Consider the following 19550-nt stretch of genomic DNA (forward strand, 5'->3'; position numbering starts at 1 on the left):
TTCAAAGTGCATACGTGAAAACGCATCCTTATGATTTGGTCAAGATTCCCTGATCCACGGATTTCTGAATAAGCTGCTGCGCATACTCCCACAATGTTTCGGAACCGTTTACAATCTCACGGTTTCTGTTTAACACCTGTTCACTTGTAATGTAATATTTCTGCCACGTATCTCCCTCATTCTGATGATTGTGGATAAGAGGCTGCAGCCGATCGAGAGATGAGGCAAATTGTGCTTCAGGCGTCTGCTTGGCTTCAAACTCTAACCATAACTGGAGTAATTCTTCAGTCTGTTCCTGGGGCAACATACCAAACAGCCGATGAGCCGCCTGGAGTTCACGATCATATTTATCCGTATTCCCCACCGTATCGTAGGCAAAAGTATCTCCCGCATCGATCTCAACCAGATCATGAACGAGAAGCATCTTAATGACTTTAAGAATATCCACATCCTTGTTGGCATGACTCTGTAAAACCAAAGCCATCATCGCCAGATGCCAAGAATGCTCTGCATCATTTTCAAGTCTCTCACCATGCATAATTCTCGTCTTTCGTTCAATCGTTTTGAGTTTATCAATTTCAATGAGAAATTGAATCTGATCCTGTAATGATTCGCTCACAGCACATCCTCCTTCATATCCGATACCCGTCTACGTGGATAGATCATACCAGTAAACTCTATAGTTAAAATCCAGTGACATGCCCACACCCTGTGCCAGACGAATTGAGCCAGCATTATCCGGTGAACAATCCCAATACGGATGTATGCCTACACGACCGCATTCTTCTACAAAAGCTTTTGCCACCATCGCACCATAATTTCTTCTTCTGTAGACTTCAACCGTTTCAATATCAACCGCATGTGTCTGATCTGCGATAAATGCAGAAAGGCAAACACTCGCGATATCATCATTATGCACTGCAATATAGCCAAAGCCATGTTGCAAAAAATCATCTATTGTCGTCCAGAAGTGAGAGATTTTATCCATCAGAAAAGGAGAATTGTTATATCTTTTCTCTCCTAATAGTACTTCATCTATCCTGAGAATTCTGACTTTCTCGTCCTGTGAATCACATATGTCGAGAGGTGCTTGCTGACTTATCAGATTTGGATTCAACTTGAATACATGCTGAATATCACTGGGGATATCTCTTTTCCCGGAGATGTGCCGAAGAACATCTTCCCAGGCTTCGTCCATCACACCAATTTCAACAGCATGAATATGTAAGTTTAATAATTCAGGTTCAATACGTTCCCGCATGTACTCTTTCAATTCATTCAGAAAGGGTTCACTTCGAGAATCTCCGATCAACTGAAAACCAGATTGTCCATGTATCCAAATTAGAGCTGCTGTGATATTCTCTGCATCATCTACATAGATCCGTCCCGGGTTCAAGCCATACGCCACCGCTTTGACTTCAATATTTTGACATGAGTCCGTGAGATGTTTTACTTTGTGGAAATCATGTTTATTAATCTCGGTAATCATAGGTTCATTCCTCCCGAATTCAAAACAAAGCCCTAAAGCGTGTGTAACCTCTATTAAATCGTATATTCATAGATTCTCGTCTCTTCATCATCAAGCAGATATCCTTTGCCGATATAGGCCCAGTTATGTGGAAGCTTGATTCCGAGCCCCATTGTTTCCAGAAATACTGTACTGCCTCTTGCAGCACGTCCGGCTTCTGCCGAATATCAAAAATTTGCAACATGTTAATTTCCCTTCACGTGGATCTGATTCAACATATATTCCGCATACTCCAGAAGTAAGGCTTCACTCAAATTCACATTCTCCAGATCACCATTGTACTTTGCAAGGCATTGTGAGATGACCTCCTTGTATTTAGAGGGAAGGTTTGTAAGTGCCCATTCTCCTGCTTCTCGCTTGGAGTGAATGACTGAATCTTTCACATACAAAAGAACCCGAGACAGACTCAATACATAGTAGACCGGGTTTTCCACAATTTCTTCAATTGCTGAACTCGCGTCCGATGTGATTGAGGCAATCATATGTTCACGATTTTCCGGTTGGAACAGATCCTTAATAGGTTTACCTTCCAGCACAATACCTCGATCATAGATGACCGCCATATGTGCTACCAGATCCGGATCTTCATATCCGCCACAGAGATATTGCTCATCCGTTCGATATTTCTCCCGGTGATAAGCAGAGTAATGAAATTCGAAAGGAGTAGGGTATGCCATGGCAACAATCGCAGTTTCCAGTACAACACTGAGTTCAAAACCTTTCGTAATGTGCATCTCATCTTCAATATGCATTAGCTTTTGTGCAATCCTTCGATAGGTGTCGGCAGATCGCTTTTCCCGGCTAACGACCAAAATATCGATATCACTCTGATTTGGATGAAAGCATCCCATGGCCATAGAACCGTGTAGATATATCCCCACCAAGGCATCCGTTAATTCTTCTTTCAAAACATGAGTAACGCTATCTAAAACAGTTTTTTCATTCAACAAGAGCAACTCCTTTATGTATATGTTCAGGTGTCCAATTCAACGTTTAGTTCACGCACAAAAACAGCCGTCCCCTTCATTCTGACATCCATATCCTCACCATCCCGAATCACACTCACTTGAACCTTTCCATCTCTACCAATCTCATGCCCTTGTTCTATCACAAACTGTACCTCATCGATCTCCGGTTTCACATAAGTTAAATAATAAGCACCCATCACCCCGGAGGCTGTTCCAGTCACTGGATCTTCCGTAGTACCTGAGTAAGGTGATGAAAAATGTCTGGCATGCATCATCGCATCGGAATCACGAGTTTCGAAACAAAAGGGATGCAGGGAAGCTTTGGGGTTCTCAATTAGAATTCCTGGGAACAGGGAAGAATCCGGTTTCATTTTCATAAAAGAGTTTAATTCACGAATCGGGATTAATAACGTCCAGGTTCCCGTACTCCCATAAACGACTGGCGTAGAAAGGTCGACATCATCCAGAGTTAGGTTTATGGCGCTTACCAGCTTCTCCATATCCCCCTGGAAAGGTATAAACTGCGGCTGATCCTGTTTCATTTCCATGTAAATGGTGTCGGCATTGCGCTCAAATCGTATCGGTAATATACCTACATTGGTTTCAATCGTGATCAACTCTTTGTCACTTAACATACCGCGTGTCTTCAAACCATACAGTGATGCCATTGTGGCATGACCACACAGATTAATCTCATGGCCAGGTGTAAAATAACGTAATCGGACGTCAGCTACTTCAGAGTTCAACACAAATACCGTCTCATTAAAACCAACTTGATAAGCGATCTGCTGCATCGCCGTCTCACTGAAATGATCCGCATCAAAAACCACTCCTGCAGGGTTCCCTTGGCCGGGAACTGTGGAGAAAGCGTCATAATGATAGACCGTAATATTACTCATCAACAGACCCACTCTCTCTGTAATCTACGAGACTCACATTTCCATATAACTCTACGCTTTCACCATCAATTACAAGCCCGCCACCATCTTGGCACACATAAACCGCCGTACGATTAACACGGGTATACTCTCTTAATGAATTCAGGGCGTCTTCCGAACCATCCCAGTGCGGTGCAAACTCAAAATCAACGAGCCCCAGCGCTTTCATATCATTCAAACCCACTTCATTTTCATCTGCATCTTCCCCATACCCTGCTATCTCTATCGTAGGTGTAGTCAGAATACTGCCTGCGCTGACCCCAATCAGAATGCCGCCACTCTTCACATAAGAACGCAGCAAACCAACCATATTTCTCTTCTTTAATAAACTTAGAAAATAAAACGTATTCCCTCCGGATAGATGAATCGCATCACATTCAAAAATAGAGCCAAATGTTCTCTCCTCGTACTCCAGATCAAGATCGAAATATTGAATGTTATCTATTCCTATTTGATTATAGTAACGTCTAGTGTGTTCAAAATATTTCCGCTCCGGGTCGGAGCACGAAGGGATATATCCGATGGAAGGCTGTTCACTGTTAAATAAGCTTCGTATTCTCTGATCCAATTTATCGTTAGATTCGAATACCAAATCACTTAGCAGAACCAACGTAGTCATCTGATTTCCTCCCGTACCTATTAGACTGGCTTAAACTCTCTATCCAAAATCGAGAAAAAATACTGGTCTGTCCACTGATTGTTCCACCATAGTTCTTCCTGGAAAACGGCCTCGCGTGTCATTCCCACATGCTGCATCAGTGCGGCTGAGCGAACGTTTTGTGAATTGCACATGCCGACGACCTTATGAGCTTGTAACTCTTGAAACGCAAATTGTAACAAAAGTCGGGTAGCTTCACTCCCGTATCCTCTACCTGCATAACACGAAAGTACGGCGAATCCAAGTTCCCAGCTTTTTCGGTAATCCACATAACTCCACATCTGAACGATACCAATGGGTGTATCTTCTGGATCATTCAAGCGGCGTATAACGAAATCATAGGCATACGGTTTATCATCTGCGACAGCAAAATGACTTCGATATTTCTCACGGACCTTTTCCTCATCCGTTTCAACAGTTTCCTCAAAGCTCCATATATTTGCGTCACATTCAAGTTGACATATGAAGTCGAGATCCTGCTCTTTGACTGTTGTTACTCTGACCTTCTCTCCCACAAATTCCATGTGGATTCATCCCCTTTGGGTTAGGATCATTGTTTGGGAATCTCCCACTCTGTATTAAGCAATCCTCTACCAATATTCCATTTGGCGAGCAATGCTCTCTGTTTATTTTCCAGATCAAGGTATGGTGCTGCAACACAGGATAACGTGTCGAACATATGGATAAAATGAGGCCCTTCCTTGAAACGTCGAAGCCCGCCATATTCTTCATCATCTGCTGCCCATACAATCTTCTTAATCCCCGACATTAATATGGTGCACGAACACATGGGACAAGGCTCACAGGTAGTATAAAGCGTCAAGTCTTTCTTCTTCGAGAATTTCTTCTTCTCTACATCCAGCAAATGTTTTCCTGCCCGACGAATGGCATCCACCTCAGCATGTGCGGTGGGGTCGCAATCCGAGAAGACTCGGTTCCGGCCTTTACTCACGACAATCCCATCCACATCCACGATTATCGCACCAATCGGATACGTTCCTTCAGTAAATGATTGTTCTGCTTCTTCCAGAGCCAAAGTTAGATACTCATAATCGGATAACTTCATTGAAAATCCCCCTAAGTGCAGTTATAGTCGCTTATAAAGCAGATTCCTTGTCTAATCTGTAGTAAAAGAGATTGTCGGGATCTCCTTTAAAAGTTAAAAGTTCTTGATCGTGTACTGCCCTGCTTCACCAAGAAAATCACTTTTGGTTACCCCTTCTTCTCCGAGTACCATCCTGTAGTTCGATATCGTACCATCATGGGAAATGATAAACGTATTGCCGCTCTGTTGCCTGCACCATTCAAGAAGCTGCTCAGCTAATATCTTGAATCGACGTGCATCCATCTGATTAATACTCTCTTCCCAACAATCCAATCCCAACTCAACCATTCTTAAGTCAGTATACTGATGGCTGAGTTCTTCCTTGGAGTAGGTCTGATCGCAGACGAAAGGTACAAACTCTGGATTCTGAGGAAACATTCTTGGGCCAACCAGCGGGCTTAAGAACACAAGATTTTTGTTAGGGATCAGAAGTTGTGCTGTTTCAATAGTACGTTTTGTTGGACTGACCAAAATGACGTCTTCAGGTGCAAAAACCACTTGTTTTCGCAACGCTATGACCTGACTTTTTCCCAATTCAGTGAGGCCAGGATGCAGACAATTTAATTGATTAGGATAGTCTTTCAAGTGTTCGCCATGACCATGACGAATAAATGTAATGTCCATAAGACCTCTATTCCTCTATTTCTGAATGAAGTGTTTGATACCTTTTGCATCAAGGAGAGTAGTCAGTTCCTTTTTCAAAAACACAGGATACACTTCCATCTGCTCCAGTTCGTCCAAGGAAAACCATCGGAAGATTAACTTACCGTTATCCTCTAGACCGTTGAATTCTATTTCACTATAAAGCTTATGGGCTTCCGGCAATGTGATGACATAATAAAAACCAACTTCATGATACTTCAGGCCATCATATTCAAAGAAATCTTCACTAACATATGCGAGCCTTTGCGCTTCTACATGAACACCCAGTTCCTCCATCATCTCTCGCACAATAGCCGCTTCTGTTGTTTCGTTCAATTCCACCCGCCCTCCGGGCAGATTCCAGAAATCATCCTGTTCAGTCGTATGCAAAAGAACTCTTTCCGCATCCATAACAATACCTGCCACACGGAAGTTGAATTTGTTGTTATTTTGTTCATACGATATATTATTGTTATCTGCAGTGGTCATCTCGCTGACCATCCATCAGCAAATCCGTCCATGAATCCCATGATGAATGAGGGAATAATGAGTACGAGCAATAAAATTAAACTGGCTATGCCCCATCTAAGAATTACTTTCCGTTTGCTTCGAACACCTATAATAATTAAGATTGCGGTTGTTGCAATTAAGGCTACTTCATAAAATGTCATCAAACTGTCCTCCGGTATGTATTCGTATTTCATTAAGGTTAGTCCAGAATCTTTTCTAGCTTGTGCCTACAAGCCTCGCGGTCATAATCCGAATTATCCAGCCATACCTTATCCATCTGAAGTAACCCATAGATTTCGGACTCCAGCTTCTTTCTTTCCTGCAAAACCTGTACCGTACCTTTAACACCCTGATAACCCTGTGCCTGCCCCAAACCCTGGTTCGTATAATAATTAATGAATCCCTCTGACCATTCTTTTGGTCTTTCACTAACTGCCTTATCAAAGGTATAGGATATATCCTTCTGGTCGATATAGATGAGAAGGGGATTCAGAGCATGAATGATACGACCCAGTTCCAATACATACTGCACGTTCTGCTCTTTGGATTGATTGCATTTTACGAGACCCATGGTTAGTGGATTCTGGATAAAACAACACTCAAATATCGTGATGCAATCATCATTCGCGTTTAACACGTTTTGGGCGAAATCTTGCCACTTCTCGGTGATCAGTTTAACATTTTGTTCAAAAGGAATTTCGTAAATATCTCGGCTGAAAATATCCTGTAGAAGGTGATCGGGCAGCTCTATTCCCCATTGTTCTTTCATCTTACGGTAGGGAATTAGGAAACCTTGATCATGGGCAGTCGCATTGCTTTCCAGAATCTCTCTGTAATCTTCATGCGTTTTCAATAAAGCTTCGAAGTCTCCAGCATAATAAAAAGATACGCCCTCGTAATCAGCAGGGTGATCCAGGTTCCCTTCTTGAAATAGTTGTACCTCCTTGCCTTTTCCCTTTAAAATTTCGGATACCATTTGGGCAACCGTTGATTTGCCTGAACCTGGTAATCCTTCAATCAGTATTAATTGCCTTGTCATCATTACATCATCCTTTATGTTGTGTGATGATATGGATCTTCCATCTATCAGCCACTATGTTATTAATCAATATCTGCAATAACCCATTGCGCAGAATCGCCATCTTCTTTCTTTTTCCAAAACACCATCGTATTGCTATACTCTTCGTTGTTCTCTTTTAACTCATTAACCGTCACCGCTGCCTGATAGAGCTTCCTTTGCTCCTGTATAGTTATGTCGCTCATGGAAGTAACCTTGAGAACTTTGTATCTTCCCATGCCCGATATAGGAGATTTTGGATCAAAAAGATTCATATATCGCTTTTCATCCTCTTCGTTTAAATAACGCATACGGGCATTCATAAGTTTGACGATTTCCAATTTGTCCCCTGTATAGTTTGTTTCATCGAGATACTCTGGTGGGATGTCTTCCTTCTCTTGGGATGTCGATATTTCTTCATCTTGCTGTGCATCTTCAGTGTTTCCTTTGTTCTGACAGGCCACCAGAAGTAGAAATAATAATGAAACTATCATTAACTTCTTCATATTCCATCCTCCAATCAGCATTCGTCTGATCTTCCAAACCTCCCACGATCATGAGCTGCGTTGGGCGCTGAATTCCGACTGTTTTCAAACGTTCGATGATAGAATTACCTTGTTCTGCAAAAGCGGCATAATCTTCAAACGCCTTGGCCCGTTCCATATGCTGTTTGCAGGCATTAGTAACCAAATGTATATCTCGTTCTGCCATAACATCCGGCTTGGGTTCGTCGTATTCGCATGTCCAATGTATACTTATACCACTGGCAGTAACGATATCCCTGACTTCCTGACGCGTGTATGTGTGATGATGGTATATTCCCAAACGCTGATCTATATCGGCACTGAAATGATGATATAAAATATGAGTCAGCTGGGCTTCATTCGGCTCATCACTGACTAATTCATTCATGAGAAACAGACCGTTTCTTTTCACAACTCGCTTCATTTCTTCCAGGACCTGTGCACCTGGCGGTAAATGATGCAATGCATTCGAAATACAGACCGTATCAAACGTCCCATCTGCAAATCCCATGTTACTCGCATCCATCGGCTTAAACTGAATCCTTCCATGGCCCGCATACGTAGCCTCTGCTTGACGTAACGAATCCATATCCGTATCCATTCCAGTAATCTGTTCGATACCACTGAATAGTTCAAGTAAAGTAGGAATAAATCTACCTGATCCCGTGCCTACGTCCAATACCTGCCCTGCCCGATGCGTACTCAAATGTTTCTTCAATTCATCCACGGAAAACACCATCCCGGTTATGACTTTGCTTTTAATTTAAAAGAAGAAGACTTCCTATGTATGTAAAATTTTCTCTCAAGGTACATCATAACCCATAATGTGGGATTTGCGAATAAACGAAGTAAGCCATCTCTGTTTATATCGCATTTCTAGCCAAAAACACGCTACTCTGCACGTGTTACATCATGCAAAGCGCGTGGATATCAGCAGAACTTTCATCCAACTTTTGTAACTGCCCACAATCTATCTAGCTATCTATTCCATAACATATTCATTATGCCGACCGCTTCAATCTGAATCTCTTTTTCTTCATTATCCGCAAAACGGTAACTATATGTTGAAAAAATCCCCATATGACGTATATGTCCACCTTTAAAATGAAGCTTCTTTCCCTCACCGTCAATTGTCTGCGTAAACGGCCTGCCTTCATTCACATCATACGAAAAATGGATGTCATGTTCACTTGCAAGCCATGCAACAAAATCTTCTTCGTTTGGATTGGTCATTACTAGAATAACGAGCAGAACAACAAGTACAACAATGCCCGCTCGTAATCCTGCGCCCCTCTTGTTACCATGCTTGTGCTCACGCTTCATCCCATTCACCCCGTTTCTTGAAGAGAAATCTCTACGTTCTTCGCCAAAACCCAACCACTCAATCCATAGGAGGATGAGATCACCATGTACTTGTATTTCTCTTCTATTAGCCGAGTTTGTAATTCCTCATAGGAAACATAACTGACAGGCCAACCGTAGCCCTTCCCCGACTCTAACAACTCTCGATTATGAGGAATAAAATGCTCTATGTCCCACTCATCGAGATCCAAAATAATACTGCCATGCAGCGGTGTATCAAACGCATGGGCCATTACACCAGAGAATAAGACATCCATATTTTTCGGCACATCATGACTCGAACGAGTACACATCCTTATCCTTTCGTTCTCTAAATCGACTTCGTAGCTTAATATGGTGTTGTCATGCAAACTTGGCATAGTACCTCTCCTTCCAGTGTGCACATATATCAAACACCGTAATATTGTTTATAGTCTGAGACCCATTCCGCTTTGGAAAAATCAACAAAATCATACGGCTCGCACTGTTTAAGGTAAAGCAACTCCTCATGGGCCTGCCCCCCGTCCATTTTTTCCAGATAAAATAAAGTCTGACTGACTTTCGGTTCTCAATCTCTTGTTTCAATAGTTCTCGGATCGGCTCTCGATGGATGTCATCAGGCTCCAATCCGTATAACTGTAGCAGTTCTTCCTCGTTCATACTTGTTCTCCTTACCTACTTGAGAATGTTATTTAACTCTTCCGCTTTTTTCCTGCTATCCATTCTAGCATAAAAATAAAAAGCGATGATGTGCAGCCAATGTTCTCATACATGATAAAAAGACTACTCACTCATGAGTAGCCCCTATGCATTCATATAACCTTACTCAATCTCCAGATACATCTCCTGATCTTGCAGGATTATCTCATTCATGTGTGCAATAGCTACTTTTGCCACAGTCTGATATGCAGCATATAATGCCTCTGTTCTCTGGAGCAAGATCGGGTCCTTCTCCAGATCCGTTGGCAGTACCTCACGCCACACTTCATCCACTCTGTTTTTGTCCGTGATCAGACTTTCTATCTGGTCCAGTACAGTTACCATTTCATCTAAATGAAAAAAGTGCATCCCATTTTTAATTCCATTCCAACTCTTGATCTCGATGATGTTATATGCCGAAAACCAATAAAACTCTGCCAGACTCTTCGTGTGATTGTGATAGGAATAGAACAGAAATAAGGCTTGTTGCCCTTCATGTAACTTTCGGTATATCTCTGTTTTGGCCGCTATATCTCTGCCCCGTACAGAAACAAGCATCGGTTTAATACACAACCAGCTAAGCTGCTTTGAATGTACATCTTCTGCTCGCACTCTAGCCTTCATAACATTCTCCTCTCTATTCAGCGCTTCAAGGATTCTCTGGTGCTTTCACTGCCGGGTCATTCTCTCCGCCCATTCTGCGTCTGGCTGTCTCCATCTTCCCTGTCGAAGGCACATGTTCAGACGCTTTAGCTAATCCGAATGTGGGCATGTTAGCGTATATGGTCTCGAAGGAACCTGACTGAGCCTTGTATGTTTCATGATAAATTCCTACTGTTCCGTCAGTACCAATGGATCGGTTGAATCTTTTCCAAGCTTCCAAGTGTAATCCGCCCCGTGCGTATTTCTCCAACTCATCGTAAGAGCGCCAGTATTGGAGTAGCGTCACCCCACGCCAGCTTATAAAATACTCTGTACTCAGAAATCCGGTCTCCGGATTCATATAAAGTTCTTTAATCATCGGGCCCATGGACTTTAAGACAGGCAGCCATTTATGTATAGCCCACAGACGATTGATCCTCATTCCGATGATAAAAACAACAAATTCTCCCTCAATCTGAGCTGAGTATCTTCCCTTATATATATTCGGCATGTCTCTCCTCCTTCTCGTCAAAAACATTCGATTTCATCGGATCTGGACGACCCTTCCTAACCGCTCATAGTCATCCAAGGGGAAATCAAAACTCCACCGTTTGTGATATTCCTCCAGTCCCATTTCCTTCAATTTGCTTAGCTCTCTGTAGAACAGCTTGGTCAACTTGACTAGGGTTAATTCCTCGGACATAAGTAATGGCCCCTCTGTAACGGCTTTCGGACTAAAATTATCACTCATCTCATACACCATGAATTGAACGATTAGCTGTGAACGTTTCTTGATCCAGAAGCGATATTCTCCAGGTTCGGTCTGCATGGTCATGGTTACCTCCGTGGCTCCGTTGTGCAATGCAACGAATTGACGTGCTATCTCATCAACCGCATCCGACAAAAAAGAAACTGGGATCTCAATTTGTTCTCCCTGATTGGGTTTAACCAGGATATCAAGCCAGCCATGCGGTTCAAGCGTCATAACAATGTCCATAGCCATCCTAAATCCTCCTTTATGTGATTCTCTGATGCAAGAATAACTGGAGACCATACCTTTCATTACATATACTTTCTAATTTAGAATTAGGTGAATTTGGGAGTAGTAGACGTCCTTTTAATTTGTGTCCAAGTCCCTTATGGTCCTGTTTGTTTCTCAGCCATTAAAACTCTTACAATGCTGGTCGCGTTGTTGAATTTCATTTTGTTATTCTTCTGTTGGTAGTCCCACCCTTGTTTTATAGCATATTGAATAAGGTTGGATATCAGTCTGGGTTCATAGACAAATATATCCCATGTATCTTCCCAAGCAACATCGAACTCTACATATGTGGATTTAAGCGCATTCGAATAAACCCGAATGACGATATCGTATGCTTGCTCATCCACAACGTACAGGAAAAGTGTATCATTCACTACAATTTTGCGGACTTGTTTCCTGTATACCTTCAGGTAAATCCCTCCCTTGCTTACACAGTGCTGCGTAAATCTTCATACACATTCCATTTTGTATACAATTGTTTTAGCGCTAACGCCGTTTTATGTATGAACTTGTCCATAGCTTCCATAGATAAAATATTTAAGTCACCCAAAGGTTGGTTGTCAGGGTTAGCTAAAAACGCCAGTTTCTCTCCCCTATACTGATACACCTCAGATTCCAGCAATCCACCTAAATCAAATGCTCTCCCTACTTTCAGCTCACTTAACCAATCGTTGGCCTTGTTCCAATTCCGTAAAATCATAAACTCCAGCTTCGTGACATCCTTCGTATACACGCTTCTTCCATTGGGGTTGGCTTCATACGCAGGGTAAATATCGAATGTCCACACGCGGTCCGTATAGATATGGGCGATGTAACCGCACAGATATTGCATGAATTTGGGATCAATATAAGCCAACTTCTTGTTGGACTCAAAAAAGGCTTGAAGCTCTTCGTCTGTTGCGAATCTTCCTGACTCTGGCATGAGGTGAGTTTTTGCTTTTTCGGTACGGGTGTTGGTTCTTACATGGATAGAATCAGGAGCGAGACTTCCCAATAACAACTCAGGGGAAGGCTTGGATATCAATTCGGATGCAATTGCAAAATGAACCATCGGCCAAGGCAATAAAAAAACTCCCTTCTTTATTAAAAATGATGTTCTATGAACTACAAAGCTAAGTGCTCACTCTCTTGTACATGTATCAATTCAATATCCTCACAATAGAATCCTAATATTCCGTCCTCGTAGTCCTCAACGAAATATTTCATTGGATGATATCCGTGGTCTTTCAGATCTTTAATATTAAACCCACTGATCTGAACTAGAACACCATGAGGCTTATAATGAAAATTTTCAATATTAGTGAATCTAAAAAGTAATTCATATGTAACATTGGAGAATTTCATTAAAAATGTAATATCGGCTATCAAAATATTTTCATAATATTTGTCTTGTTTTATATACAGATTCAACCCAGCAAGCCACTCCAAATTTTGAACAGAAAATGCTGGAATAAAAGGTTGAATTAATTCCATGTTTTTCATCATAATCTAACCTCAAATCATTTTGAGTTATTCTATTAACGCTGTCACTTGCGTAGTAATTTAGACTCTCCTTGCTTCAAGTCTACAAATATAGGCTTCTGCACCTTGTTAATTGTGGAAATATCAATCTCATCCACACTTTTAAAAACAAGCTGTAATGACTCCTTTTGTTCATCTTCAAATAAAAGAGTTACCTGATCATCACAGAGTTTTCCTTCCAACTCCGCAATAACGTCAAATAAAAACATTACAAATACTACTTCATTTCCATCCGGATACGTATAGTGCATCCTCTCGCCCGTGTAGATGGAGGCCAATTCATAAGAACTCACCTCAAGCCCTGTTTCCTCTTTCACTTCTCTAAATCATGGTTTCTTCGATTCGTTCACCTGGCTCCATACCACCACCAGGTAATCCCCAATCTCCATAATCTGATCTCTTTTGGAGCAGAACCCTCCCCATATGATCTCGAATAATAGCTCCACCCGTAACTACAATACGACTAGTCATTACTCTTGCTCCTCTCTGTTGAGTTGCTTCTCAACAGCTTACGATTTTAATCAGGAACCTTTTCTATCGATTTATATCCCAAAATGCACAATGCATTTCCCATTTATCTCAGCATACTTTGCCATGTTAGCAAGCTTATGTAATTCGTTGATTAATTCAACTTTGTTGTACACGAGTTTCTCGTAGTAGCCCTTCCGTTCTTCTCCATCAACACAGTAACTCCCTGTTAGAACAATCGGATCAGTCGCATGGTTAAATAGATCAATCCAGGCCCGAATGAGTTGATAAAACTTCAACAAAACATCCTGTTCTTCAATAACGGTTATTCCATAGTTGTTCAGCCCACTACATCTCATGCAGGTAGATGGATTCCATGTATCCAACCAACAAAGGGAATCATAGATGTACGCAATGAATTCGTCTTCCAAGGTCGCATGATTCTCTGTGGTTAATCCACTTCCATGTATTCTCCCTTGTGAATCCCATGAGTAGTAGGTATGAATATTCCCGTCTACTTGCGATTTGTTTTCGATAACAAAATGATGATTCGGCATACCTACGTACTTCCCCCCTTACACGTCACTCCCATAGACTCCTCTTAATTCATCATAACCCATGTATTGGTAAATGGAAATTGAAAAAGATCCTATCTAACTCCCAAATTAGGAGAAGCAAAATAAGACCGTGAAAAAACTTCCTTACATTCATAAAACCCTTCGTCTATTCAGAAATTCTGTTCCTTCTTCTCGATACATCTCTATAAATTCATTGGTCACATGATCATGCCTCAGTATTCCCATATAATCTGTTCCAGGTTTCTTTGGTCTATAATCTGAATCCACCGTGTAGATATTAAAGTGCACCTCATCTTCGTCCTCTGATACATCCGTATGATCGAAAAGTGAAATCACTTCATATTTACCGAGAAACCTAAACGGAGATTCCTGACGCTCTATAATATAAAAAGGATGATGTGAGGTTCTCTATCTGAATGAATTTCTGGTATCCCTTAAGCTCTTCAGGTATAAGATCCATGTACTGTCTAGCTACATCTTCTGCCTGAAATACACCCGAAATCCACTTCAAATCCCCCTTGGTTACTGCGATAATGAACAGAGTAATCACCTTCTAATTCAAATATTATTTCTCTCTTTCACGCAAAAAAGTCTGGGACAAAATCCGGTGGGTGCCAGCGATGTTGTCAATCTCAATGTTATATTCAGACTCAATATATTTAATCTGATGTTGCTCATAATACTTTTTCCAGAATGAAACTGCTGCCGCATTGTTAGCAAGCTGTTCTACTTGGAATGTGCCCTCAAATTGAGCAAAAACCAATTCAATCGCTTGCGCTGCTAGCCCCTGTCCCCGATATTTTTTCACCAAGAACAGCTCTTGCACCGTATAATCCACATCTTCTGGCACATATGGAGGTGAGCACACCAGTACGAATCCAATAACCTTCCCTTCATACTGAATCAAAAACGGATGTAATTCATCGCGTTCCAGATATAGATAGGTGTTCGTTGGATCATATGTACCCTCTTTACGCAAATCTTCGCCAGAAAATTCAGACAGATCATATAAGTACAAGTTGTACAGGTTGAGAAACAATTCCTTTTGCTCTGCCAAAATACTCGTAATTTGTACATTCATCTTCATTGCACATCTCCCTTAGTTAATGAGTTGGTTAGTGATCCATACATGACTTTACCGATCTCCACAGCGAGCTTGCTGTGCCCTGTTCTCAATATATCGTTTCAACCCGAGCAGATATAGGCAAAGTTTGGTTTAAACCATAGAGTAACCTTACATTCACGGTCGACATGCACATATGTACAAAAAAAAGACTCCCTACAGAGTCCAATTATTGGTCTTATCTTTATTTTTCACCAAGTATCCATTAGCACTTAGCTAATAATTATTGGATTTTATAGGTTCAACTAAACTTTTTACACAAAAACGGAGAGGACAGAAATAACCTGAAGAAGCGGAGCGATCGGAAGGTTGTTCTGTCATTGGAGTGCTCAGTGTAAACCTCTTTAGTTGAACTTATATAGATAATCAACCACAGGATATGAGATCACATTGCGATCTCTGTACGTTGAAATCACCACTTCGTGATGTGTGCTAAGAATTCCATTTTGCAACATCACCGGCCGGAAACCACGCTCCATCGCACCGTTGTAGGTGAATAGAACACATTCTTCTGCGGCAAAACCAGCGATGATCACCAATTCGATTCCATGACTCTTCAACACCTGCTCCAGATCGGTCTGCCAGAAGGCATTGGAAGCTTCCTTGGTAACCGTGAGATCCTTCTCGTTCACATCCACCTCGGGAATAATACGATACTCATCTGACGCTGCCTCCTCCATGCCCTCCACATCTTGTATGTGAACCACCACATGGTCGTTCGATCGCAGCACACCTGCAACATGGTTAATGTACTCACAGGCATGGTCTATCGAAGTCTGGTCCATCTTTTTCCGCACAATACTCTCTTGCATATCAACAATCAGCAAACCTACTTTCATCCAATCTCTCCTCATAAATAAATTTTACGCCGCATGGTTGAGTAACTTCCTTTGTTAAACTGAGAACTTAATCTTTAAATAATTCATTCAGCATCCGGTCGCGGTTCTCCAGAAAACTGCGGGTAATCTGATAGTGATCGGTCTCCTCATAGGCTACCTCTTGAATATGGCTATCGTCAAAACTTAAAATCTCTGCCCCCGGATATCCCAGCAAAATGGGTGAGTGCGTCGCAATAATGAATTGCGAAGTGCCTGACAGATCGTGGAGGATACGCAATAAGGAGAGCTGCCTTGCTGGAGATAAAGCGGCTTCGGGCTCATCGAGCAGATAGATGCCTTTGGAACTGAAGCGATTGACGAATAGACTGAGAAAAGACTCCCCATGTGATTGTTCATGTAATGAACGCCCGCCATAATATTGAAGCGATGCCGGCATCTCATCGACATGTGATGCGAATTGATAGAACGATTCAGAGCGCATGAAGAAACCATTCGTTATTTTGGGCAACCAGGCCAGCCTGAGATAACTCCCGAGCGAGGATTCCGAAGCATGTGTCTCATAGGTATTATTCCTGACACCCCCTGCGGTATTGAAGCCACATTGATGTGCGATGCCTTCCAGCAGCGTAGATTTCCCTGAACCATTTTCACCTACAAAAAAAGTAACGTTATTCGTGAGCTCCAATCGTTCCAAGGACCGGATCGCGGGGATGTCAAAAGGATATTGGTCCCGATTCTCGATCTTGGCCGACATGAGTTCCACACTTCGAAGATACATAATCATCCTCCCACATTTATTTTATATTAAGTTTAACTAAAGAATATTTACAATTATGAGGATAACGAAAAGCTGCGGGTTTATTGCCTTCATAATAGAAGTGCCCAATCCAGGATAAATCGTAATGGATGAGAGCGAGTAGCAACGTGACTTTGATATCAATAAACCAAAAAATCCATGCCACAAAGGCCGACAAAAACGCGAAATAATGCAAAATGCGGTTGTTCCGATCCTGATGCTCCTGAAGGTAATAACGCAAGTCCTTGCGCAGACGATTCAACATCAACCCACATCCATTTCACCTAAAATATAGCTCCTTATTTCCTTCTCCATCGTAACCTATTTCGGGGTACATATGAAACCGTTTCAACCAAAAAAGAGCAAGCCATAGGCTTACTCTCTCTTCAAGGTTAATAGACAAATCTGCGCTGCGCCCAATAGCTGAATACAAAGATGGATACCTCGGTCAATAGCTTGGCTGCGAGCAGTGGAATAATCAGTTTTTCATTATAAAAATACAGTAAACCATAGTTTAATAACAGCACCAGCAGGACAAGCGAGAAGTATTTGGGCAAAGACTGCCGAACCTTCGAGGTTCGTCCAGCGGAAAATACATACTTCCGATTAATCGTATAGTTGAAGATGGAGCTACATAGTCTTGCTGCGACAACCGACAGAAACAGATTGTGTGTGAAATACTGAATAACAAATAATAGTCCAAAATCAATCAGAGCGGACAGCACCGAAGATGTGCTGAACATCAGGATTGGCATATAGATCCGGAACGAATCAACCAGCGGGCGGAAATGGGAGGACTCATTGTGATCCAGATACACCGTATCAATAAACTCCTCCGTAATCTCATACCCTTCCTTGTGTGCTGTTAACAGCATGTTCATCTCGTATTCAAACCGATCCCCCGGAATCTGATTCAGCCAGTCCAGCATGGAGTAAGGAAACCCGCGTAGACCCGTCTGCGTGTCATATACTTTGGTACCTGTTGTGAGGGAAAAGACCGCCCGTGTGACGGTGTTGCCAAAACGGCTACGTGCTGGAATTTTACCACTGAAGCGACGGCTACCGAGTACAATTCCTGGTGTCGTTTGTGCGAGCAATACTTCAAAGATACGCTTAATATCATGTGGCAGATGCTGCCCGTCACTATCTGCGCACACGACACCGCCCTGAGGTCCAAACTCCTTAATATACTGAAAGCCCGTCTTCAACGCCCTCCCCTTACCCAGATTGACGGGATGTGTCAGGACCGTACAGCCATAGGCTTCTGCTGTTTCAAAAATGCCACGGTAACCGGGTCCACTACCATCATCCACAATCACAATAGGTCCAAGCTTAAATGTCTGTAACTGCAGAACAAGATTTAGTAAACGCACATCGGGTTCATATGATGGAATTAATATCGTCATGATCCTTGTCCCTCCGTCAGATATAAAATGTCACTCACGCCACGTTCCTGGTTGCGTCCCAGCGGGTTATTAACGACTCTGCCCATAAAATACATCGTGGATGAACCGCCGCCGTCCAGATTGTAGGCTTCGGTTGCTCCAAGGCCTTTCATGACATCAGCCAGTTCTGCCAAGGTCATGCCACGGCTGTCGTCCTGCCGTCCGTCCACCACCACGAAGACATAATGATTCGGAGCAATCATGCCGATCGCAGTTCTTGGATTCGCATCCTGGATGGAGCGGTTGCCAAAGTTGTTATCGATTTTCACACTGCTAAAATCACTGACGATCTCGCCATCCTGAATCAGAATGGGCCCAAAGGATAACGTATTGGTTGCACCTTCGGCCAGCAATTCCGAGGAAGAAATCTCGTTCTCGTTGTAGGTTTTCATCGTTCCGTCATTGAACAGGGCAAGTGCATCCCGCGTGGGGCTGTCCCGATACAATGTTCCATTTCGAATAATGACACCATCATCACGGAATCCATAGTAATCACCGTTAATGGCAAAGATCGCATTGTTGGCTGCGGCAATCTCTGACGTATTTTCGGTAATGTTTGTTCCAAAGCTGTTATCCGCCAGCGCGGTTCGCAGGCTGCTTGCATCTGTTAGCTGAACATCAGCGACATAATACGTAATCTGATCTGAGCCAGATCCTGTCTGTACCTTTTCAATATTGACCTTCATATCATCACTCGAATAATTCCAATCATCTGATGTTGCATTCACTTCAGTTGCGGTGGTCGAAGTATTGCTGAAATCATTCACGTTGTTCGTTGTTGCTGTTGCCGTGTTCCCATCCGCTACAACCACCTGCACATGCCGGATCAGGTAACGGTCAGCCAAACTGTACAGGATTCCACCAACCGCAAGCACGATGACAAGTGTGATGATGAGCCATCTGCGCTTTATTGGAGAGATGGGCCTTTTATGTGGGTCTTTCCGGGTTGGTTTCTCATAGATCTTCATCATGTGAATCTCACCTCTTCATCTAAGTTCTTAAGGCCATATTAGGCCGGGTAGCTTAAATGAATCTGAAACCACATCAATTGAACTAAAGAAATTCACACTGACACTACGATGACAGAACAACCATCCAATCGCTGGTTCAATTTATAACAAAAAAG

Annotated in this window: 31 protein-coding genes; all 31 read right to left on the reverse strand. The window is 42.3% G+C overall.

Annotated features, from left to right (window positions below; translation table 11 throughout):
- Window positions 1–28: 28 nt before the first annotated feature.
- Window positions 29–619 (reverse strand): HD domain-containing protein, encoded by a 591-nt coding sequence (locus MHI14_RS22875; RefSeq protein WP_341131266.1) that lies wholly within the window; start codon window positions 617–619, stop codon window positions 29–31.
- Between the two features lie 30 nt (window positions 620–649).
- Window positions 650–1489 (reverse strand): GNAT family N-acetyltransferase, encoded by an 840-nt coding sequence (locus MHI14_RS22880; protein WP_133384050.1) that lies wholly within the window; start codon window positions 1487–1489, stop codon window positions 650–652.
- Window positions 1490–1713: 224 nt separating this feature from the next.
- Complete coding sequence (locus MHI14_RS22885; protein ID WP_341131267.1) at window positions 1714–2475, reverse strand: aminoglycoside adenylyltransferase domain-containing protein; 762 nt, start codon at window positions 2473–2475, stop codon at window positions 1714–1716.
- 26 nt (window positions 2476–2501) lie between these two features.
- The gene (locus MHI14_RS22890; protein WP_341131268.1) at window positions 2502–3395 is read right to left on the reverse strand and encodes a PhzF family phenazine biosynthesis protein; all 894 of its coding nucleotides are present in this window, start codon (window positions 3393–3395) and stop codon (window positions 2502–2504) included.
- A complete protein-coding gene (locus MHI14_RS22895) occupies window positions 3388–4053 on the reverse strand; it encodes a Type 1 glutamine amidotransferase-like domain-containing protein (protein WP_341131269.1) in 666 nt (221 codons plus the stop codon). Before MHI14_RS22895 ends, MHI14_RS22890 begins: the two co-directional genes overlap by 8 nt.
- A gap of 20 nt (window positions 4054–4073) precedes the next feature.
- A complete protein-coding gene (locus tag MHI14_RS22900; RefSeq protein ID WP_341131270.1) occupies window positions 4074–4616 on the reverse strand; it encodes a GNAT family N-acetyltransferase in 543 nt (180 codons plus the stop codon).
- 26 nt (window positions 4617–4642) lie between these two features.
- Window positions 4643–5158: a nucleoside deaminase gene (locus MHI14_RS22905; RefSeq protein ID WP_091033118.1), complete on the reverse strand. Its 516-nt coding sequence runs from the start codon at window positions 5156–5158 to the stop codon at window positions 4643–4645.
- Window positions 5159–5251: 93 nt separating this feature from the next.
- The gene (locus tag MHI14_RS22910; RefSeq protein ID WP_341131271.1) at window positions 5252–5821 is read right to left on the reverse strand and encodes a phosphoglycerate mutase family protein; all 570 of its coding nucleotides are present in this window, start codon (window positions 5819–5821) and stop codon (window positions 5252–5254) included.
- Between the two features lie 15 nt (window positions 5822–5836).
- On the reverse strand, window positions 5837–6328 hold the full coding sequence (locus MHI14_RS22915; protein ID WP_341131272.1) for an NUDIX hydrolase: 492 nt from the start codon (window positions 6326–6328) through the stop codon (window positions 5837–5839).
- On the reverse strand, window positions 6325–6510 hold the full coding sequence (locus MHI14_RS22920) for a hypothetical protein (protein ID WP_076327133.1): 186 nt from the start codon (window positions 6508–6510) through the stop codon (window positions 6325–6327). The genes MHI14_RS22915 and MHI14_RS22920 overlap by 4 nt, the downstream gene beginning before the upstream one ends.
- A 38-nt stretch (window positions 6511–6548) precedes the next feature.
- Complete coding sequence (locus MHI14_RS22925; RefSeq protein WP_341131273.1) at window positions 6549–7388, reverse strand: hypothetical protein; 840 nt, start codon at window positions 7386–7388, stop codon at window positions 6549–6551.
- Between the two features lie 62 nt (window positions 7389–7450).
- Window positions 7451–7912, reverse strand: a complete 462-nt coding sequence (locus tag MHI14_RS22930; RefSeq protein ID WP_341131274.1) for a hypothetical protein — start codon at window positions 7910–7912, stop codon at window positions 7451–7453.
- Window positions 7842–8657: a class I SAM-dependent methyltransferase gene (locus tag MHI14_RS22935; protein WP_341131275.1), complete on the reverse strand. Its 816-nt coding sequence runs from the start codon at window positions 8655–8657 to the stop codon at window positions 7842–7844. The genes MHI14_RS22930 and MHI14_RS22935 overlap by 71 nt, the downstream gene beginning before the upstream one ends.
- 251 nt (window positions 8658–8908) lie before the next feature.
- Window positions 8909–9253, reverse strand: coding sequence for a hypothetical protein (locus tag MHI14_RS22940; protein WP_341131276.1), 345 nt, complete (start codon window positions 9251–9253; stop codon window positions 8909–8911).
- Window positions 9254–9258: 5 nt separating this feature from the next.
- Window positions 9259–9651 carry a hypothetical protein gene (locus MHI14_RS22945; protein WP_341131277.1) on the reverse strand — a complete coding sequence of 131 codons (393 nt, stop codon included), beginning with the start codon at window positions 9649–9651 and terminating at the stop codon, window positions 9259–9261.
- 442 nt (window positions 9652–10093) lie between these two features.
- Window positions 10094–10594, reverse strand: a complete 501-nt coding sequence (locus MHI14_RS22950; protein ID WP_341131278.1) for a hypothetical protein — start codon at window positions 10592–10594, stop codon at window positions 10094–10096.
- Between the two features lie 25 nt (window positions 10595–10619).
- On the reverse strand, window positions 10620–11123 hold the full coding sequence (locus MHI14_RS22955) for a DUF4188 domain-containing protein (protein ID WP_341131279.1): 504 nt from the start codon (window positions 11121–11123) through the stop codon (window positions 10620–10622).
- A gap of 33 nt (window positions 11124–11156) precedes the next feature.
- Window positions 11157–11615: a hypothetical protein gene (locus tag MHI14_RS22960; RefSeq protein WP_341131280.1), complete on the reverse strand. Its 459-nt coding sequence runs from the start codon at window positions 11613–11615 to the stop codon at window positions 11157–11159.
- Between the two features lie 134 nt (window positions 11616–11749).
- On the reverse strand, window positions 11750–12028 hold the full coding sequence (locus MHI14_RS22965; RefSeq protein WP_341131281.1) for a hypothetical protein: 279 nt from the start codon (window positions 12026–12028) through the stop codon (window positions 11750–11752).
- A gap of 53 nt (window positions 12029–12081) precedes the next feature.
- Window positions 12082–12717 (reverse strand): zinc dependent phospholipase C family protein, encoded by a 636-nt coding sequence (locus tag MHI14_RS22970; RefSeq protein ID WP_341131282.1) that lies wholly within the window; start codon window positions 12715–12717, stop codon window positions 12082–12084.
- 41 nt (window positions 12718–12758) lie between these two features.
- On the reverse strand, window positions 12759–13139 hold the full coding sequence (locus tag MHI14_RS22975; protein WP_341131283.1) for a hypothetical protein: 381 nt from the start codon (window positions 13137–13139) through the stop codon (window positions 12759–12761).
- Window positions 13140–13180: 41 nt separating this feature from the next.
- Window positions 13181–13492: a hypothetical protein gene (locus MHI14_RS22980; RefSeq protein ID WP_341131284.1), complete on the reverse strand. Its 312-nt coding sequence runs from the start codon at window positions 13490–13492 to the stop codon at window positions 13181–13183.
- 4 nt (window positions 13493–13496) lie between these two features.
- Window positions 13497–13646, reverse strand: a complete 150-nt coding sequence (locus MHI14_RS22985; protein ID WP_341131285.1) for an NUDIX domain-containing protein — start codon at window positions 13644–13646, stop codon at window positions 13497–13499.
- 71 nt (window positions 13647–13717) lie between these two features.
- On the reverse strand, window positions 13718–14200 hold the full coding sequence (locus MHI14_RS22990; RefSeq protein ID WP_341131286.1) for a hypothetical protein: 483 nt from the start codon (window positions 14198–14200) through the stop codon (window positions 13718–13720).
- Window positions 14201–14786: 586 nt separating this feature from the next.
- Window positions 14787–15308 (reverse strand): GNAT family N-acetyltransferase, encoded by a 522-nt coding sequence (locus MHI14_RS22995; RefSeq protein WP_341131287.1) that lies wholly within the window; start codon window positions 15306–15308, stop codon window positions 14787–14789.
- Between the two features lie 380 nt (window positions 15309–15688).
- Complete coding sequence (locus tag MHI14_RS23000; RefSeq protein WP_341131288.1) at window positions 15689–16183, reverse strand: cysteine hydrolase family protein; 495 nt, start codon at window positions 16181–16183, stop codon at window positions 15689–15691.
- Between the two features lie 67 nt (window positions 16184–16250).
- Window positions 16251–16961 (reverse strand): AAA family ATPase, encoded by a 711-nt coding sequence (locus MHI14_RS23005; RefSeq protein ID WP_341131289.1) that lies wholly within the window; start codon window positions 16959–16961, stop codon window positions 16251–16253.
- Between the two features lie 16 nt (window positions 16962–16977).
- Complete coding sequence (locus tag MHI14_RS23010) at window positions 16978–17175, reverse strand: Mpo1-like protein (protein WP_341131744.1); 198 nt, start codon at window positions 17173–17175, stop codon at window positions 16978–16980.
- Window positions 17120–17263, reverse strand: coding sequence for a hypothetical protein (locus MHI14_RS23015; RefSeq protein ID WP_341131768.1), 144 nt, complete (start codon window positions 17261–17263; stop codon window positions 17120–17122). The genes MHI14_RS23010 and MHI14_RS23015 overlap by 56 nt, the downstream gene beginning before the upstream one ends.
- 108 nt (window positions 17264–17371) lie before the next feature.
- The gene (locus MHI14_RS23020) at window positions 17372–18385 is read right to left on the reverse strand and encodes a bifunctional glycosyltransferase family 2/GtrA family protein (RefSeq protein WP_091033179.1); all 1014 of its coding nucleotides are present in this window, start codon (window positions 18383–18385) and stop codon (window positions 17372–17374) included.
- Window positions 18382–19395 carry a phosphodiester glycosidase family protein gene (locus MHI14_RS23025; RefSeq protein WP_341131290.1) on the reverse strand — a complete coding sequence of 338 codons (1014 nt, stop codon included), beginning with the start codon at window positions 19393–19395 and terminating at the stop codon, window positions 18382–18384. The genes MHI14_RS23020 and MHI14_RS23025 overlap by 4 nt, the downstream gene beginning before the upstream one ends.
- Window positions 19396–19550 lie beyond the last annotated feature (155 nt).

The sequence above is a fragment of the Paenibacillus sp. FSL K6-2393 genome (genome assembly GCF_038002545.1).
Classification (GTDB): domain Bacteria; phylum Bacillota; class Bacilli; order Paenibacillales; family Paenibacillaceae; genus Paenibacillus.

Coding starts and splice junctions, on each gene's coding strand:
- MHI14_RS22995 (WP_341131287.1), bottom strand. CDS start 15,308: ATGAAGATGAATGTACAAATTACGAGTATTTTGGCAGAGCAAAAGGAA.
- MHI14_RS22985 (WP_341131285.1), bottom strand. CDS start 13,646: ATGACTAGTCGTATTGTAGTTACGGGTGGAGCTATTATTCGAGATCAT.
- MHI14_RS22950 (WP_341131278.1), bottom strand. CDS start 10,594: ATGAAGGCTAGAGTGCGAGCAGAAGATGTACATTCAAAGCAGCTTAGC.
- MHI14_RS23000 (WP_341131288.1), bottom strand. CDS start 16,183: ATGAAAGTAGGTTTGCTGATTGTTGATATGCAAGAGAGTATTGTGCGG.
- MHI14_RS22990 (WP_341131286.1), bottom strand. CDS start 14,200: ATGCCGAATCATCATTTTGTTATCGAAAACAAATCGCAAGTAGACGGG.
- MHI14_RS22895 (WP_341131269.1), bottom strand. CDS start 4,053: ATGACTACGTTGGTTCTGCTAAGTGATTTGGTATTCGAATCTAACGAT.
- MHI14_RS22915 (WP_341131272.1), bottom strand. CDS start 6,328: ATGACCACTGCAGATAACAATAATATATCGTATGAACAAAATAACAAC.
- MHI14_RS22880 (WP_133384050.1), bottom strand. CDS start 1,489: ATGATTACCGAGATTAATAAACATGATTTCCACAAAGTAAAACATCTC.
- MHI14_RS22940 (WP_341131276.1), bottom strand. CDS start 9,253: ATGAAGCGTGAGCACAAGCATGGTAACAAGAGGGGCGCAGGATTACGA.
- MHI14_RS22975 (WP_341131283.1), bottom strand. CDS start 13,139: ATGATGAAAAACATGGAATTAATTCAACCTTTTATTCCAGCATTTTCT.
- MHI14_RS22910 (WP_341131271.1), bottom strand. CDS start 5,821: ATGGACATTACATTTATTCGTCATGGTCATGGCGAACACTTGAAAGAC.
- MHI14_RS22955 (WP_341131279.1), bottom strand. CDS start 11,123: ATGCCGAATATATATAAGGGAAGATACTCAGCTCAGATTGAGGGAGAA.
- MHI14_RS22930 (WP_341131274.1), bottom strand. CDS start 7,912: ATGAAGAAGTTAATGATAGTTTCATTATTATTTCTACTTCTGGTGGCC.
- MHI14_RS23025 (WP_341131290.1), bottom strand. CDS start 19,395: ATGATGAAGATCTATGAGAAACCAACCCGGAAAGACCCACATAAAAGG.
- MHI14_RS23005 (WP_341131289.1), bottom strand. CDS start 16,961: ATGTATCTTCGAAGTGTGGAACTCATGTCGGCCAAGATCGAGAATCGG.
- MHI14_RS22920 (WP_076327133.1), bottom strand. CDS start 6,510: ATGACATTTTATGAAGTAGCCTTAATTGCAACAACCGCAATCTTAATT.
- MHI14_RS22890 (WP_341131268.1), bottom strand. CDS start 3,395: ATGAGTAATATTACGGTCTATCATTATGACGCTTTCTCCACAGTTCCC.
- MHI14_RS22945 (WP_341131277.1), bottom strand. CDS start 9,651: ATGCCAAGTTTGCATGACAACACCATATTAAGCTACGAAGTCGATTTA.
- MHI14_RS22905 (WP_091033118.1), bottom strand. CDS start 5,158: ATGAAGTTATCCGATTATGAGTATCTAACTTTGGCTCTGGAAGAAGCA.
- MHI14_RS22925 (WP_341131273.1), bottom strand. CDS start 7,388: ATGACAAGGCAATTAATACTGATTGAAGGATTACCAGGTTCAGGCAAA.
- MHI14_RS22900 (WP_341131270.1), bottom strand. CDS start 4,616: ATGGAATTTGTGGGAGAGAAGGTCAGAGTAACAACAGTCAAAGAGCAG.
- MHI14_RS22960 (WP_341131280.1), bottom strand. CDS start 11,615: ATGGCTATGGACATTGTTATGACGCTTGAACCGCATGGCTGGCTTGAT.
- MHI14_RS23020 (WP_091033179.1), bottom strand. CDS start 18,385: ATGACGATATTAATTCCATCATATGAACCCGATGTGCGTTTACTAAAT.